This window comes from Streptococcus sp. SG2 (assembly GCF_030439925.1).
GTDB classification, from domain to species: Bacteria; Bacillota; Bacilli; order Lactobacillales; family Streptococcaceae; genus Streptococcus; species Streptococcus gordonii.
Window position 1 is genome coordinate 13,545 of the sequence record NZ_JAQFJD010000005.1, and the last position, 15,537, is coordinate 29,081.

The following is a 15,537-nucleotide window of genomic DNA, read 5'->3' on the forward strand; positions in this document are numbered from 1 at the left end:
CCATAATATCCCCAGTTAATTTTTAATGTTTTTTCCCGTAAGCACCATAATTCCCATAAGCACCGTAAACTCCATAACGATCTCCTGACACGTCATATTTGTTTAATACAACTCCCAAGAAAGGAGTCCCTGTCTGCTCTAACTGCTCCTTAGATTTTTGAAGTGCCTTACGTTTCACTGACCCTGCCTCAGCAACCAATAAACTTGCATCACATTTTTGTGAAATAATAGCTGCATCAATTACTAAACCAATAGGTGGCGTGTCTACAATAATATAATCATAATGACGACGTAGGATATTCATCATCTCATCAAAGTTTTTGCTTTGTAAAAGCGCCGTTGGGTTTGGTGACGATTGTCCTGACTCAATGACAAAGAGATTAGGTACATCAGTCTCACACAATCCTTGTGACAAATCATTTTTCCCAACCAAATAATCTGTCAATCCAGTAATTCTTTCCTTTGATTTAAATACCCCTGACATGATTGAGTTTCGGATATCAGCATCAATCAAGAGTGTAGTATATCCTGCTCTTGCAAAAGCAATAGCAAGATTGGTAGAAGTTGTGGACTTCCCTTCATTTGGTTGAACAGAAGTGACAGCCACAATCTTAATGTCTTCTCCACTTAACTGAATATTTGTCCTAAGAGCGTTGTAATATTCTTCAGTTTTCTGAATAGATTGTTTTTTATTATTTGATAATTCTAATACTGGCATAACGACTCCTTATTTCAGTTTTCTCATATCTGGGACGACTCCTAACAAGGATAAGCCCATCACTTCTTCTATATCTTCTGGTTTCTTAACCCGATCATCTAAAACTTCGACAAACACTACGATAATGACCATTACAATCACTCCAGCAAAAAAACTGAGCATGACATTCCGGCGAATATTTGGAGAAGATGGTGATTTTGGAACTTCTGCCTCTTCTAAGGTTGTTACATCTGAAACCTTAGTAACGGCAATGATTTTTTCAGCTGCCACTTCGCGCAAGGTGTTGGCAATTCGGCTAGCTTGGTTAGGATCGCTATTTTTAACAGTGATGGATACAATCCGTGTATCTGTCGGCACCGAAACACTTACAGACTTGCTTAATTCAGCTGTTGTCCCAGGTAATTTCAATTCTGAAATAACCGTAGACAATACATCCTGTGATAAAATGATTTCCTTATAGTCCTTAACCAAGTAAGATCCTGCTTGCAGGTCTTGGTTGGTCAGAGTGTTATTATCTGTCTGCTGACGGTTGACAACGTAAATCCGTGTCGTACTTTGATAAGAGGGCTTAGCAATAAAAAGGCTGTAACCCAAAGCTAAGACAGCTGCCACTAAAGCTGTCAACAGAATGATAAACTTTCTTTTCCATACCGTCTTGATCAAAGACAGTACGTCAATTTCGACTAGTTGATTTTCTTTATTCATGTTCCTTTTCCTCTATACTAAGAACGAAGCTTATATGTATTCACTTCTTAGCAATAATTCCTGATTTTTTCTAAATAACTGCTCTGCATGAGATTCCCCATACTTCTTGGAGATGATTTGGTAGGCCTCTTGCATATAAGGCGGTCGTGGATCCAAATTGTGCATATCACTGGCCACGAAATGGACCAGATCTTTCTCCAGAAAGAACTGGGCCCTTTTTTTCATGAATTTATAAGTGTCTCCAAACAGCTTTGGTTTTAAAACACTCGAACTATTAATCTGGGTGTAACAACCCATATTAATCAAGTCGCGCACCTTCTTTTCATCATTTTCCAAGCAATGATAGCGCTCAATATGAGCGACGACAGGTGTAACGCCCAAGCGCAAAACATTGCTCAGAGCTGTATGAATTTCCTTGTAAGGCGTGATCATACTGAATTCAATTAAAGCATACTGACTATCTGCCAAGCGTGGAATCTTTCCTTGCTCCAGCTTATCCAAAATATCACTTGTATAATATATTTCAGCCCCGTAAAGAATAGTCAAATCATCCGCAATTTCTTTAGCCAGTTCCTGGACTTGTTTGAAGTTTTCTTCAATTTTTGCTTCTGGAGTCTCAAACATCCCTTTCCGACGATGAGAAGTTGAAATGATCGTTCGCACCCCTTGGCGGTAGCTTTCCTCCAGCAAGGCCCTGCTATCTTCTATTGTCTTTGGACCATCATCAACATCAAAAACGATATGTGAATGAATATCAATCATGGCTTACTTCCCTTCCATAACGGTCTGAATTTCAGACTTCATTTGATCCAGGCTTGCCGGATCAACTTCCAGCATATAAAGGGCAACTTCTGGCATAGCATATGAAGGCAGACCAGTTGTCCCATTTCCAGTCAAAGCTTGTGACGTAACTGTATAGTTCCCACCTGTTTCCAACTGGGTATTCACAAGATTCATCATGGTTTCTAAGCTCATATTTGTCTGAACAGAATCTTGTAAACCTGAAATAATACTATTGTAACTCTTCAGAGCATCCGTTGAGGTCAGCTTCTTAATAACAGCAGCGATGACTTTTTCCTGGTTCTTACCGCGATCGTTATCACCACCCGTTAATGAATACCGTTCCCTGACAAAGCCCAGAGCTTGATCAGAATTGAGATGAACATCTCCAACCTTGAAGTGGTAATTTCCATGACGGCTTGTGAATTCTTGATCGTTATACACATCAACACCACCCAAGAGGTCAATCAACTTGAGGAAGGAAGTGAAATTCAAACGTACATAATACTGAATATCGATACCATAAAGTTTCTCTAGAGTATGAACCGAAGCATCTATACCATAAATACCCGCATGGGTCAGTTTATCAGGCTGATCCGCACCACCATCCGCAATAGGTACATAGGCATCACGCGGTGTGGTTGTCAAAAGCACGCGCTTGGTCTTACGGTTAACTGTCATAATGATGTTCACATCCGAACGAGAAACTGATGAAATACCACCATAAGTATCGATCCCGCTGACATAGATATTAAAGACATCTGCATTAACATCATGCTTCTTAGTTGCAGTCTCAACCTTTTTCGTTAGTTTGTAAGAATATAACTTTTTAACTTTGGAAGCATAGTCAGGATCTTCACTTCGTAGGGTATCCTCAAACACACTATTGATAACAATAGCTTTTGTCTCTCCAGCAAGCAAGGACTTATAAGCTGCCAGATAAGAGCTCGCTGAGTCCACTGTCAATTGGACTTTCTTGGTCTTAGCCAGTTCATCTGTTAAGGCCGCAATGTTTTCCCCATCATTATTGGTTGGAGCTAAAACATTGGTTACTTTATTTATATCTTTAATGTCGCTATCCGCTGCTACTACAACGCTCATTTCGTATTCAGAATAGTTAGAGGTGGAATTCAAACCAGTAGACAGGTCCACCATTTCCTTGACAGCGTACATGGTTCCTGACCCAATCAGCAAGGACAGAACCAATAATACCGTTGTAAAAATCCGAGCCTTGTTAAACCAAATGAAAAGAGCAGCTAGAACTGCTACAAGTATCATCAAAAAGGTTGAAATAATATTCAAATAACGAAAAGCTAAAATATTATACCTGAATATATAAACTATCAAGACAGAGATTAATAAAACATAAATGATGAATAAACTAACATTTAAGATTTTAAAACGTCTTGATTTAGCAGTAGTTCCATTGCTTTTTCTACGAGACATGCTAAAAACACTTCCTATACATAATTACTCCATCCTATTATATCACAAAAATATTTAGATTCTGCCTTGTTTTTAAGAAATTTTTAAGAAATCATAGTAAAGCCCCAAAGCAATTCTTCTTTATCTTTTATTAACTTAAGCAAAAGAAAGCAAATGCTTCCTAAACAAACCAAGATGCATAAATATAGAGTGTTTTATAGAGGTTTGGAGAATTTGAATATAAAAAACGGTCCCATATAACAGGAACCATTTTTTTATTCTATCATGAGCATCTTTGATCTAGTTTAGCGTGATTAGATGAGACCTTCCCGATCAACTTGTTCAAAACTTTCTTTCCCATCATTCAGCTTGTCCCAGATGACTACTTGTCCAGACTGAAGGGACTTCTGCACATCTATAATGCGCTGATTAGAAGAGCCACGAAACTGTAACATAAGATTCTTCTTGGTAATGTCAAAACGACCGTCTACTAGGATGTCGATCAGACTCAGCAACTCCAGCTTATCCTCCGTTTCCAGCATCATCTCCTCCCAGGTGTAGCCCGTCCAAGACCAGATATCCTTGTCTGGAAGCTCTCTCCGAATCCGCTTGACCAAGGGCAGGAGAATGCCTGTGTTGAGAAAAGGCTCGCCGCCTAGGAGGGTCAGCCCCTGTACATAGGGTTCCGCCAGGTCCTTCATGATCTGCTCCTCCAACTCTTGAGTATAGGGAATACCAGCGTTGAAGGACCAGGTTGCTGCATTGTAGCAGCCCTCACAGTGAAACATACAGCCACTGACATAAAGGGAGTTGCGGACGCCTTCACCATCTACAAAGTTAAAAGCTTTATAGTCAATGATGCGGCCCTTACTCAGCTCCTCGCTTTTCCATTCTTGGGGTTTGGGATTGTTCATGCCACTTCTCCATCTAGCTCTATCCAGTAGCGCTCGCTTCCTTGAATAGTATTGTCGTAGACGCCACCGTTGGCAAGAATCGTTCGCCGGCTAGCCTCATTTTCTTCATCGCAGGTAATCAGAGCAAAGTCCAAACCAGCCCTCTTAGCCTCTATAAGCCCCAGATGCAGCTGCTCCTGCCCATAGCCCCTACCACGATCCCTCGGGCGAATTGAATAGCCAATATGCCCACCTTCAACAAAGAGTTTTTCATTTAACATGAGACGCAATGCCAGGAAGCCTAGAGGGCGGTTTTCCTCGTCAACTGAGATAAACTGAATTGCTGGCACCCAGCCTGCTGGCAAATTGGCCGCATCCTCCTGCTGTTCTACAATCTTTAACCAATCCTCATAATTCTTAGCCCGCTTCCAAGTAGAGCCCATGCCACCATGCATATAAGAATTCGCAGCATCAAATTCAGCAATCATCTCCAAAATAGCGTCTTTATCTTCCAAAGTTGGTCGTCGTAACTTCATAGGCTTTCCTCAATCTATATCAATCCAATAACGCTCTTTCCCACCTCGAATATCCTCTAATACTCCACCGTTAGCAAGAATCACGCCTCGGCTGGCAGCATTATCCCTATCGCAGGTCACCAGAGCTCGTTTTATATTTTTACTTTTGGCTACTTGCAAGCCTTGTCGCAGTTGCTCTTTCGCCAGTCCTTTGCCACGCGCAGACGGACGAATACTATAACCAATGTGCCCACCTTCTTGGAGCAGATAGTCATTGAGCTGCAAACGCAAATTAAGAAAACCTACAGCCTGACCATCCGCAGTAAAAGTCACAAGCTGAATGTAAGGTACAAAACCTTCTGGCAAACCTAGCCCCGCTTCTGCCAGCTGAATGGTTTCCAGCCAGTCCTCATAGACAAAATCAGCTCCACCAAAGAAGCCGTCACGCCGGCCACCAGTTGCTTCAAAATCTTCTAACATTTCCAAAATAGCGGTCTTATCCTCTAGTCTTGGTTTCCTTAATTCTACTTCCATTTTTCTACCATACTTTACTTCTTCTTGCTAGCCTTTGCCAGAAATTTCTCCCGCAGGCTAGTCACTCGCGCCTTTTTGTTGCTAGCTCCTGTAGAATGTTTTTCATGAAAACGTCTTACTTGAGCCTTACCTTTATCGTCTAGTTGATATTTTCCCATTTTTTCTCCTAATGATTAATGAAAAAGAGCGATACATCACACGGATGTTCTGTATCACTCCCGCTTCTTATTTAGTTTTAATCAGATCTCATTTCCTGAAAACTTAATTGTTGAGCCATTCATATGCTTGACCCGAGCAGAAATCTCTTTGTGACGGCCATTAACCATCGGACGAGCTTGCGGATTTCCTAGATAACCACAGGTCCGTTTGACCACGTCAACTGTCTTAGGATCGCTGTTACCACAGTTTGGACAGGTGAAACCACGCTCGGTCGGTGTAAAGTCTCCCTCAAAGTCACACTTGTAACAGTGGTCAATTGGCGTATTTGTCCCTAAGTAACCAACTCGATCATAAGCATAGTCCCAGACAGCTTCCAAAGCTTTTGGATTTTGTTGCAGGACAGGGTATTCACAGTAGTGGATAAAGCCACCTGAGGCCCCAGCTTCAGGATAGACCTTCTCAAAGTCCAATTTTTCAAAAGGTGTTGGATTTTTACGCACATCGTAGTGGAAGGAGTTGGTATAGTATTCCTTGTCTGTAATATCTGGAACAAGCCCAAACTTCTCAGTATCCAACCGGCAGAATCGGTCGGTCAGACTTTCAGATGGCGTCGAATAAACAGAGAAATGATAGTCATATTCGTCTGACCATTCACCAACCAAACGCTTCATTTCTTTGACAATATCCACTGTAAATTCTTTGGCTTCTGGGTTGTCTTCCCACTCTCCTCCATAAAAGGCAGTTGCAACTTCGTAAAGACCGATATAACCAAGTGAAACTGTTGCTCTGCGGTGAGTAAAGAGCTGGTCGACTTGATCATATTTGCCCAAGCGTTTACCAAAAGCACCGTATTGATACAAGATTGGAGCATTAGCAGGTGTTGCTTCCTTGGTTCGCTCTACCCGATAGACCAAAGCATCCTTAGCAATTGCCATCCGCTCAGCAAATAAGGACCAGAATTTATCCTTATCTCCTTCAGCTTCCAGTGCAATCCGAGGTAAATTGACAGTCACAACTCCCAGATTCATACGGCCGGAATTGACTTCTTGGCCATTCTCATCCTTCCAACCTTGGAGGAAGGAACGGCAACCCATCGGTACCTTGAAAGAGCCAGTCAATTCAATGATTTTATCATAAGATAGGACATCCGGATACATCCGTTTCGTCGCACATTCCAGCGCTAGCTGTTTGATATCGTAGTTAGGACTTCCTGGCTCTAAATTAAGGCCACGCTTAAGAGTGAAAATCAGCTTAGGAAAGATAGCTGTCCGATGTTCACTTCCCAAGCCCTTGATACGGATGTTGAGAATTGATTTTTGAATTTCCCGTTCAAAGCGATTGGTTCCCAAACCAAATCCTAAAGAAGTGAAGGGAGTTTGTCCATTAGAGGTAAAAAGAGTGTTAATCTCATACTCTAAGGACTGCATAGCATCATAGATATCTTTTTTTGTTTTTTCCCAAGCGTAATCAGCTCTTTTATCAGCTAGCACCCAGTCCTTGGCATCTCGTAAATGCTTCTCGTAATTGAGTTCTGCATAAGGAGCTAAGACTTCATCGATTCGGTCAGCTGAACAGCCTCCATACTGACTAGAAGCTACATTGGCAATAATCTGCGAGATTTGAGCTGTCGCAGTCTGAATAGACTTAGGACTCTCTACTTCGGCATTTCCAATCTTGAAACCATTTTTTAGCATGCCCTTAAAATCAATCAAGCAGCAGTTGGTCATTGGTGTATAAGGGCTATAATCCAAATCATGGTAGTGGATATCGCCCTTTTGATGGGCATTGGCTACGTGAGGAGGTAGCATCTTAAGACCGATGGACTTACCAACAATACCCGCTGTTAAATCCCGTTGGGTGTTAAAAACATCGCTGTCTTTGTTGGCATTTTCGTTGACCACTGTTTGATCTTTATTGAGCAATTTGTCAATAGTAAAATTAATATCGGTTGCCTGAGAACGGTCAAAGTCACGCTGGGTTCGATACGAGATATAGGCCTTGGCAATAGCATATTCATTGGCATTCAAAAGCTCATGCTCAACGATGTTTTGGATTTCATAAATCTTCACATCCTGAGAAAAACGATGAGTGATTTCAGCAACAATCTTCTCCGTAATTCCTTCAAGCTTGGCTTCAAGCAAAGGAGACATGGGCGTCACTTCACAGGCCGCTTTGACCAAGGCTTTATAAATCTTGTCAACGTCAAAATTCACGCGCCGGCCATCGCGTTTAACTACATAAATATTAGGAATACAGGTCACTGTTTCTTCTCTTAAAGTAATCATTTCCTATCCTCCGTTCGTACATGACTCATTATAACACTATAAAATAAAAAATCAATATGTTGTGCCAAAATTTTATTTTTTTTATTTTAGGCACAACATATTGATTGAATTATTTAAGCTCGTAAAGCTTGAACTGGCTAGTATCTAGACCAATTTTCTTATAATTTGAAGATATTATTTTTTTGACTTTCTCTAGTAGAGGGACTTTTTTGTTGACCACAATATAGCGTGGTAGATTCGCATCTAACTGATTTCCCAATAAAATCTTATTCTCTTCGGTATCTAAGTATAATTTAGGACTTAAGATGGTTGCTACAGACAAACGGCCGGTTGATTGGTAGAGACTGGCTGTGCTGTCCCAAGCATAGATTTTATCGTCCTTAGCTGACTCCTCACGGATATACTTGCTAACCACAGCACGTTCTGCTTCTTCTTCACCAGCTAATAGATAGCGTTGAACAACTGGTGATGCGACTAAAAAGGCCATCGCTAACACAGGTAAAAATAAATTTCCAACAAAATAATTTTTCCAAATAGAAGGAGTGCGCCTTTTTCTCGTATGACGTCCCTCTGAAAAATTCTTGTTAAACCAAATCGCCAAGAGAATTATCACAAAAGGAATCATCGGCAACAACTGGAAATTCCCCTGGCTTGGCAGAAAGATGTTTACTAAGAACAGAGTTAAAATTCCTAAAACCCCCAAATATCGGAAAGGTTTTGCGTTTTTATCTACTGAAGACACCAATCCCATAACCAAGGCTGTTAGGAAACCAAGACCTATGAACAGTCCGCTCATTATGAGTAAAGCAGGAAGACTAGATACTTGTAAGCTCAAACTTTCAAAGGTATGCGTCACTTGGCTAATAGCTACACCAAAAGTTCCCTTCCAAACAGTGTAGTATCCCAGCGGATAAAAGACCAGTGAAAAGCCAAGTAAACTAGCTAAAAACTGATAAAATCCTCGTGCCAAACGTTTACGGGCAATGTGAAAAATGGTCCAAACAAGAAACACCAAACCATAGAACACAATACTAGTGAACGGATCCACCATGAAAGCCAAGGCTCCAATAGCTCCCAGCAAGATAAAACCATTATCTCCTACTTGATCATTGACATAGCGAACTAAGAAATTTAGACTCCACATGATAAAAGGAAGAACAAAAATACTTGCATAGAGGCCACCAAAACCAAGAGTTATGACCAAGAGATAAAAAAGCGGAAGCAGTTGCTGCGCTAGAACCTTTTTTCCAGTCATTTGATAGATAAACTGAAAAAGGAAAATCCCAGCTATAAAAAGCGCTAAAAATTGCAGGACAGCAAAAAGAAGACTTCCCATAAAAAGATTGCCCAACCATGCTATCACATAGTACAACATGCCACTCGTACCATAAAATTGACCGTAAGCCACTTGGCCCTGGGTCATTGCCCAGCCGGCATATAGATTTTGCGTCTGTAGATTTGTCGCCAATGAGGTAAATAAGGGATTGGCCACGCTGAAGAAGCTAGCTATGAAACTCCAGAGTAGCAAATGTCCAAAAGGAATGCTCGCAGGCTTCAAGCTTTCTTCTTGAAGTTGTACTCCTGCTTTCGCTTCTTCTGGCTGAATTTCTTGTTCTTTTTTTTCTTCTATTTTCGCTTCAAGTTGCACTTCTGCCTCTTGATTGTCGAATTCATCAAACATAATAACTCTCCTCAATATAGTCTTTACTAGTATATCAAAAAGTCTTCTGTCTGTCAGTTTTCCTTTTACACACCTCTCAAAAGATTGGCCTACTTGGCAGAATCTACTTCTAGCTTTAAGACCTGCTTGTCTTTGGTCGCTTTAGACTTTGCCAAGGTTTCTAATTCCCGAAATCTTAGGTAGATTTTTGAAAACGGCCTTTCTGCTTTTCTTTGAACAAACTCTAATTTCATGAAAAATTCCTTTTACTTTTTTATTCGTAAAAAAATGAGAAGGAAATTTGTACCCTCAATAGGGTAAAACAAATCCTTCTCATTAGGTTTATCATGATCAAAGCATTGGCGCAAAAAGCTGAACGATCTCTTTCAGAAGATTTTGGTACCAAGTAGATTTAAAGACACCGTCATGAACCTCTGTTGACACCTCAAAGATACTTTCAAAATCGGCTTTTATGTCTGCTAAAGCAGGTACTTTATATAAAAGCACAGCATTCTCATAGTGATGGACCAAGCTACGATAATCAAAGTTTATGGTGCCTACTACTGCTAGTTCATCGTCTGCAATCACATTTTTACTGTGGACAAAGCCTGGTGTGTATTCGTAAATACGCACACCAGCCTCTAAAAGCTCACGATAAGATCCTCGGGTAATCGGTTGAATAAGCTTCTTATCTGTAATATAAGGCGTGACAATCCGAACATCCACTCCCCTCATGGCAGCATTTTTTATATTTTCAGTTAAGTCATAGTCAATAATCAAATAAGGACTGGTGATATAGACATAGTCCGTTGCCTGACTAATAATATTCTGGTAAACATTTTTCCCGACCTGTGTTCGGTACATAGGCTTAGGTCCGCTCCCATATGGAATATAGAGCCCCTCGCCTTCTACTGCTTTGTTTTCTAAATGATACTTATCAAAATCCGTAATTTCACCTCGGTTGATGTACCAGTTCATTAGAAAAAGCCTGGTCAAAGCCTTAACGGCCCGACCATCTAAGCGGATCCCACCATCTTTCCAATGGCCGAAGCGGACAATATGATTAATGTATTCGTCAGCCATATTGATACCACCCGTGTAGCCAATCTGACCATCAATCACTAGAATTTTACGATGATCTCGGTTGTTGTAGGCCACCGTCATACGCGGGATCACCTTATTGAACTTATGTGCATTAATCCCAAAGGAACGTAAAGTTTCTGTATAATCTCCTGGTAAAGTCGCCATACAGCCAATGTCATCATAGAGAAGCTTGATTTCTACTCCTTGAGCAGCCTTTTCCTTCAAAATCTCCAGAATACTATTCCACATCTTGCCTTCTTCGATAATATAGTATTCCAGAAAGATGAATTTTTCTGCTGATTTCAGGTCTTCTAAAATAGCAGCATACATCTCTTCTCCCAAGGCAAAATACTGAGAAGACGTTCCGTCGTAAACATCCGCATTATGATCCATACTAAGCAAGGACTTAACTATCCCAAAAGCTGATTTATTTTTCTTTTTCAGGTCCAATCTCAGCTCATAACTATTGTCCTCACGAAACTTCATGGAGTCCATGCTACGCAACTGCTTCATTTCTTTCCGAGACAGCCTGCGTTCTCCAAACATGAGATAAATCAGAGGCCCTACAACTGGAATAAAAGTAACCAAAAGCCAGGTTACTTTGCTTTCAGGTGTCATAGAACGATTGACAATCGAAAAAATCGTACCAACTGTTAATAAGGTGACTACAAGAATCCATAAATCCTTATTAATTTCACCTAAATAAAAGAAAAGCCAAAATATAAAGAAGAGTTCCAGTAGCATGACAATGATGCTGAAACCATATTTTGACATCAATAAGCGAAACTTTCTCACACACCTACTCCTCAATTTTCTTATATTTAAGTATAGCGAGGCCTTCTCAATAAATCAAGCAAAAACAGACTGGTCTTCTGATAGATATAAAAAAACAAGACTGGAGTACCCAGTCTTGTGAAGACTTATTGTTTAGTGAAGACAATTGTGTCATCTTGATCCTGCTCTTGATCAATATCTTCAACAGTCAGCTGATTGCCATTGATATAGTAGCGATGAACATCGTCTCCAATAATCATTCGCTGATTTGTGCTATCAATTTCGACTTGTTCGATTTCTTTCTCACCATCTCGCTCCAAGGTAGTTAAGGTTCCCTTACCAGATGAAATCGTCAAGGTCAATTGATCGCCTTCATGCGTAGCTGTATAGGTTCCGTCCAATTCTGTACTTGCAGCGGTTGTTGCTGACGAAGAAGAGGTCGAAGTCGTTGCACTACTTGAACTTGAAGCAGAAGTTGAAGTTGACGTCGAACTTGAAGATGCCGAAGAGTTTGAAGCTTGACTGGTTTGAGATGGCTGTGTTTGACTATTGCCATTGCTACAAGCTGCCAAAGCAAGAGCTACTATAGCTGTTAGGGATAAAATCGTCGCTTTTTTTGAAAAAGTCATAATCCTTCCTCCTTTAATCATAGGGGGTTTTAGAGCTGGCACAGAAGTATGTTTTGCCTACTTTTTGCTAGTTCCATTTTCATTATAACAAAGACCTTTTCCAGCCGTCAATCTATCTCTCCTTTTAAAAATTGACGTACCTCCGCAATGAAATAGAGAGACCCAGTTACAAACAATAAACGATGAGAATTATCATCCTGCTGGTAGTCTTTTAGAAAAGCTTGGTAATCCCTGATAAAAGGGAGCTGTCCTGCTTCTTGCTCGCCTATTGTTTCACCATATGAAAAACTAGTCAGAAATAAACTTGCCTGAGGTAGTTCCTCTTGTAAATAATGGAGCATTTCCGAATAATCTTTTCGCTTTAAAGCCCCAAACAAGATCAAAACTTCTTTGTCCTTTTCTTGCTTAATAAACTCGACCAAGCGCTCAACTGCAGGAAGATTATGGGCTCCATCTAAATAAATGCCATCGCAGACTTTTTCCAAACGGCCTGCCCAGCTAGTTTGAGCTAAAGCTTTTTTTACTAAACTCAGATCTAGATTCCATGACTGACGCTCCATAAATAAAAGAAAAGCTTCCACAGCCACAGCCGCATTTTCTTCTTGGTAGGTCCCTGACAAGCCCAATTCTACATCTAGCCAAGAGAAGTCACGAGCCCGAAGTTCCTTGTTCTCGAGAGAAAAATCTTGGCCATACTCATATAAGTCGATATTCAACTCCTTTGCCCGCTCTCGACAAACTTGTCGTGCAACTTCTGGCAAAGGACCGATAACAGCAGGACTGCCTACTTTAAAAATCCCTGCTTTTTGCTCTGCAATCTCCTCAAGTGTCGTTCCCAAGGTTTCCTGATGATCAAGGCCAATAGATGTAATGACTGAGACACTTCCTGTGATGACATTCGTTGTATCTAGCAAACCACCTATCCCCACCTCAATCAAGGCCACATCCACCTCTTGCTCTGCAAAATACAAAAAGGCTATTAAACTGAGGATTTCAAAATAAGAAAGTTGATCCTGGGGCAACAGTGCGTTTTGCTCCATCTTACGCACTTGATCACCCAACCTAGAGAAATCACTCTCCGAAATCGGCTTCCCATTTAAGCAAATCCGATCATGAACAGTTTCCATATGAGGCGAGGTAAAAGTCCCAACTTTCTTTTGATGTTGGTCAAATAAGTTTTGCAAAAAGGCTACTGTCGATCCCTTACCATTTGTTCCAGTTACATGAATGGTTGGGTAGGCTTTTTCTGGATGACCAAGCAAACGGATTGCCTGCTCCATTCTCCCAAGTCCAGTCCGAAAATTTAGTCCGATTCGGCTGTCCAGCCAGTTTTCTATCTTCTCCATCTTTACTCCTAGTAAAAAGAGAGCCGAGTGAATGATCAACCAGCTCTCTTTTTTCAATTAATCATATAGCTTACGTTTGAGACTCCGAGTTAACAATAAACTATCTGTTTAACAAATTTAGGTATTCGTTCCTTTTAACCAGAACGAAATAAATATATCCAGGACATCTATACCAGCCTCGCTCATTGAGCGAACTGAGGCAGTCTCTAGATTTGCCTTGCTTTTTTTAGTTAACAAAGGCAGAAATACACTTACTCTTCCATGAAGCTGTTGAAAACTTCTTCAATCATATTCCATTCTTCTTCAGCATCTTCTGGAATAGGCTGAAGGTCACCTTCAGTTCCATCTTCATTTTCTGTGAATGAGTATGCTTGAATTTCAACTTCACCATTTTCATCTTCTTCAGCATTAGCCGGTACAAGAAGTACATAATTTTTTCCGAATTCTTCCATACCGTCAATGGTCAAGAGAATTTCAAACAAGGTTTCATTGCCTTGCTCATCCACCAAAGTAATCAATTCGCGCTCTTCATGTTCGTGGTCATGGTTATGATCATGTGCCATATTCATCTCCCTCAATCTTTCTAATAATTTCTATCTAAATAATTCTGCAAAATCAGCTGGGCCGCTAATTTATCAATCACTTTTTTGCGTTTGTTCCGGCTAACATCTGCTTGCTCAATCAGCATTCGCTCAGCTGCCACCGTTGTTAAGCGCTCATCTTGATACTCAACCGGCAAGCCAAACAACTCTGTCACCTTAGCTCCGTAGGCCTGACTGGCTTCTACACGGGGACCGCTAGTATTATTCATATTTTTAGGAAGACCGATGACAAACTTATCAACCTTGTATTCAGCAACAAGCTCACCAAGGCGCTCAAAGCCAAACTCTTCCTGATCTTCATTGATCTGGATAATTTCCAAACCCTGAGCTGTAAACCCAAGCGGGTCGCTAATAGCTACTCCCACTGTTTTAGAGCCCACATCCAATCCCATAATTCTCATTAAAGATCGATGCCCTGCCCTTTCAAATAATAACGAACCAATTCTTCAACAATCTCATCGCGTTCATATTTACGAATCTGATTGCGAGCATTGTTATAACGAGGTACGTACGCAGGATCCCCACTGAGAACATACCCAACGATTTGGTTGATTGGATTGTAGCCTTTTTCATTCAGCGATGTATACACATCCGTCAACGTTTCGCTAATCTCTTTTTTATTTGAATCGTCGAGATTAAAACGTACTGTTTCATCTGTAAATCCCACAATTACACCCTCTTTCGTTAGAATATTATCATTATACCATATTTCAAATCTTTTCACAAATGTTACAAATCAATATCAGCCCATAAAATAAGCAAAAATGACGGTCTTCTACTATTCTTCTTTTGCGCCATTCAAAAGTTGATTTTCAACATACTGAGCTGGATTCATCTTCAGCAGTTCTTTTAGTTTTAAAGCTTTTAAATATTCTGTTTCTGCAGCCTTATCTACATCCAAGGTTTGAAAATCCAGATTAGTCACACGCTTGAGCTCATTCTCATTTAAAATCTGTAAGGACATAGAGAAACCTGGCAAATCCTTTACTTGTTGATAATGTTCATCTGCTTCCAAGGATCTATTGAGTACTGTTTGAGCTTCTTCTACACCATATTCCTTTATAGCTTGCTTTAAATCATCCGCATTTGGACTAACCTGCTCTATACTTAAACTTAAAAATTGCTCGTCTTTATAAGTCACTACCTGCTTTTGCTGTGAGCCATTCTCAGTTTTTGGAAAGACCAAGGTCTTTGTTACTACTGTGTTCTTTTCCGCATTGGAAATAATCGGCAAGGTTGTATCCAACTTATCCTCAGAAGTTGAAGCGGACGAAGCAGTATGTGATTTTTTCTGACCGCAGGCCGTCAGTGTAAGTAAAACAAGGCCCAACAATAGCACTATCTTTTTCATTTTTTAGCCTCCTACGCCTATTTTACCACACTCATAACTCCTGTCAACGCTAGATCCCTAAAGTAAAAAAGGTCTGAA

General features: G+C 40.5%; 18 protein-coding genes. All 18 read right to left on the minus strand.

Features of this window, described 5'->3' with window-relative positions:
- Nucleotides 1-22 precede the first annotated feature (22 nt).
- Nucleotides 23-718 carry a tyrosine-protein kinase gene (locus PCY09_RS09335; RefSeq protein WP_046164514.1) on the minus strand — a complete coding sequence of 232 codons (696 nt, stop codon included), beginning with the start codon at nt 716-718 and terminating at the stop codon, nt 23-25.
- A gap of 9 nt (nt 719-727) precedes the next feature.
- Complete coding sequence (locus PCY09_RS09340; RefSeq protein ID WP_046164515.1) at nt 728-1,423, minus strand: Wzz/FepE/Etk N-terminal domain-containing protein; 696 nt, start codon at nt 1,421-1,423, stop codon at nt 728-730.
- A gap of 30 nt (nt 1,424-1,453) precedes the next feature.
- Nucleotides 1,454-2,185 carry a capsular polysaccharide biosynthesis protein Cps4B gene (gene cps4B, locus PCY09_RS09345; RefSeq protein ID WP_046164516.1) on the minus strand — a complete coding sequence of 244 codons (732 nt, stop codon included), beginning with the start codon at nt 2,183-2,185 and terminating at the stop codon, nt 1,454-1,456.
- A 3-nt stretch (nt 2,186-2,188) separates the two neighbouring features.
- Nucleotides 2,189-3,649 (minus strand): LCP family protein, encoded by a 1,461-nt coding sequence (locus PCY09_RS09350; protein WP_061602311.1) that lies wholly within the window; start codon nt 3,647-3,649, stop codon nt 2,189-2,191.
- Nucleotides 3,650-3,942: 293 nt separating this feature from the next.
- Nucleotides 3,943-4,542, minus strand: a complete 600-nt coding sequence (nrdG, locus tag PCY09_RS09355; protein ID WP_053794307.1) for an anaerobic ribonucleoside-triphosphate reductase activating protein — start codon at nt 4,540-4,542, stop codon at nt 3,943-3,945.
- Nucleotides 4,539-5,057, minus strand: coding sequence for a GNAT family N-acetyltransferase (locus PCY09_RS09360; RefSeq protein ID WP_061602312.1), 519 nt, complete (start codon nt 5,055-5,057; stop codon nt 4,539-4,541). Before PCY09_RS09360 ends, nrdG begins: the two co-directional genes overlap by 4 nt.
- A 9-nt stretch (nt 5,058-5,066) precedes the next feature.
- On the minus strand, nt 5,067-5,570 hold the full coding sequence (locus PCY09_RS09365; RefSeq protein ID WP_061602313.1) for a GNAT family N-acetyltransferase: 504 nt from the start codon (nt 5,568-5,570) through the stop codon (nt 5,067-5,069).
- A 14-nt stretch (nt 5,571-5,584) separates the two neighbouring features.
- On the minus strand, nt 5,585-5,728 hold the full coding sequence (locus PCY09_RS09370; RefSeq protein WP_185760633.1) for a hypothetical protein: 144 nt from the start codon (nt 5,726-5,728) through the stop codon (nt 5,585-5,587).
- Between the two features lie 81 nt (nt 5,729-5,809).
- Nucleotides 5,810-8,014 (minus strand): anaerobic ribonucleoside-triphosphate reductase, encoded by a 2,205-nt coding sequence (gene nrdD, locus PCY09_RS09375; protein WP_061602314.1) that lies wholly within the window; start codon nt 8,012-8,014, stop codon nt 5,810-5,812.
- Nucleotides 8,015-8,123: 109 nt separating this feature from the next.
- On the minus strand, nt 8,124-9,695 hold the full coding sequence (locus PCY09_RS09380; RefSeq protein WP_125397305.1) for a heme transporter CcmD: 1,572 nt from the start codon (nt 9,693-9,695) through the stop codon (nt 8,124-8,126).
- Nucleotides 9,696-9,784: 89 nt separating this feature from the next.
- Complete coding sequence (locus tag PCY09_RS09385) at nt 9,785-9,928, minus strand: hypothetical protein (protein WP_012131008.1); 144 nt, start codon at nt 9,926-9,928, stop codon at nt 9,785-9,787.
- Nucleotides 9,929-10,025: 97 nt separating this feature from the next.
- Nucleotides 10,026-11,531, minus strand: coding sequence for a cardiolipin synthase (cls, locus tag PCY09_RS09390; RefSeq protein WP_061602343.1), 1,506 nt, complete (start codon nt 11,529-11,531; stop codon nt 10,026-10,028).
- A gap of 146 nt (nt 11,532-11,677) precedes the next feature.
- On the minus strand, nt 11,678-12,160 hold the full coding sequence (locus PCY09_RS09395; protein ID WP_045504636.1) for an SP_0198 family lipoprotein: 483 nt from the start codon (nt 12,158-12,160) through the stop codon (nt 11,678-11,680).
- Nucleotides 12,161-12,267: 107 nt separating this feature from the next.
- Nucleotides 12,268-13,506: a folylpolyglutamate synthase/dihydrofolate synthase family protein gene (locus PCY09_RS09400; protein WP_061602316.1), complete on the minus strand. Its 1,239-nt coding sequence runs from the start codon at nt 13,504-13,506 to the stop codon at nt 12,268-12,270.
- A 251-nt stretch (nt 13,507-13,757) separates the two neighbouring features.
- Entirely contained in the window at nt 13,758-14,069 is a 312-nt protein-coding gene (locus PCY09_RS09405) for a DUF1292 domain-containing protein (RefSeq protein ID WP_008809966.1), read from the minus strand.
- 20 nt (nt 14,070-14,089) lie between these two features.
- On the minus strand, nt 14,090-14,509 hold the full coding sequence (ruvX, locus tag PCY09_RS09410; RefSeq protein WP_012131012.1) for a Holliday junction resolvase RuvX: 420 nt from the start codon (nt 14,507-14,509) through the stop codon (nt 14,090-14,092).
- Nucleotides 14,509-14,775, minus strand: a complete 267-nt coding sequence (locus tag PCY09_RS09415; RefSeq protein WP_008809968.1) for an IreB family regulatory phosphoprotein — start codon at nt 14,773-14,775, stop codon at nt 14,509-14,511. Before PCY09_RS09415 ends, ruvX begins: the two co-directional genes overlap by 1 nt.
- Nucleotides 14,776-14,886: 111 nt before the next feature.
- On the minus strand, nt 14,887-15,459 hold the full coding sequence (locus tag PCY09_RS09420; RefSeq protein ID WP_045773038.1) for an SP0191 family lipoprotein: 573 nt from the start codon (nt 15,457-15,459) through the stop codon (nt 14,887-14,889).
- Nucleotides 15,460-15,537 lie beyond the last annotated feature (78 nt).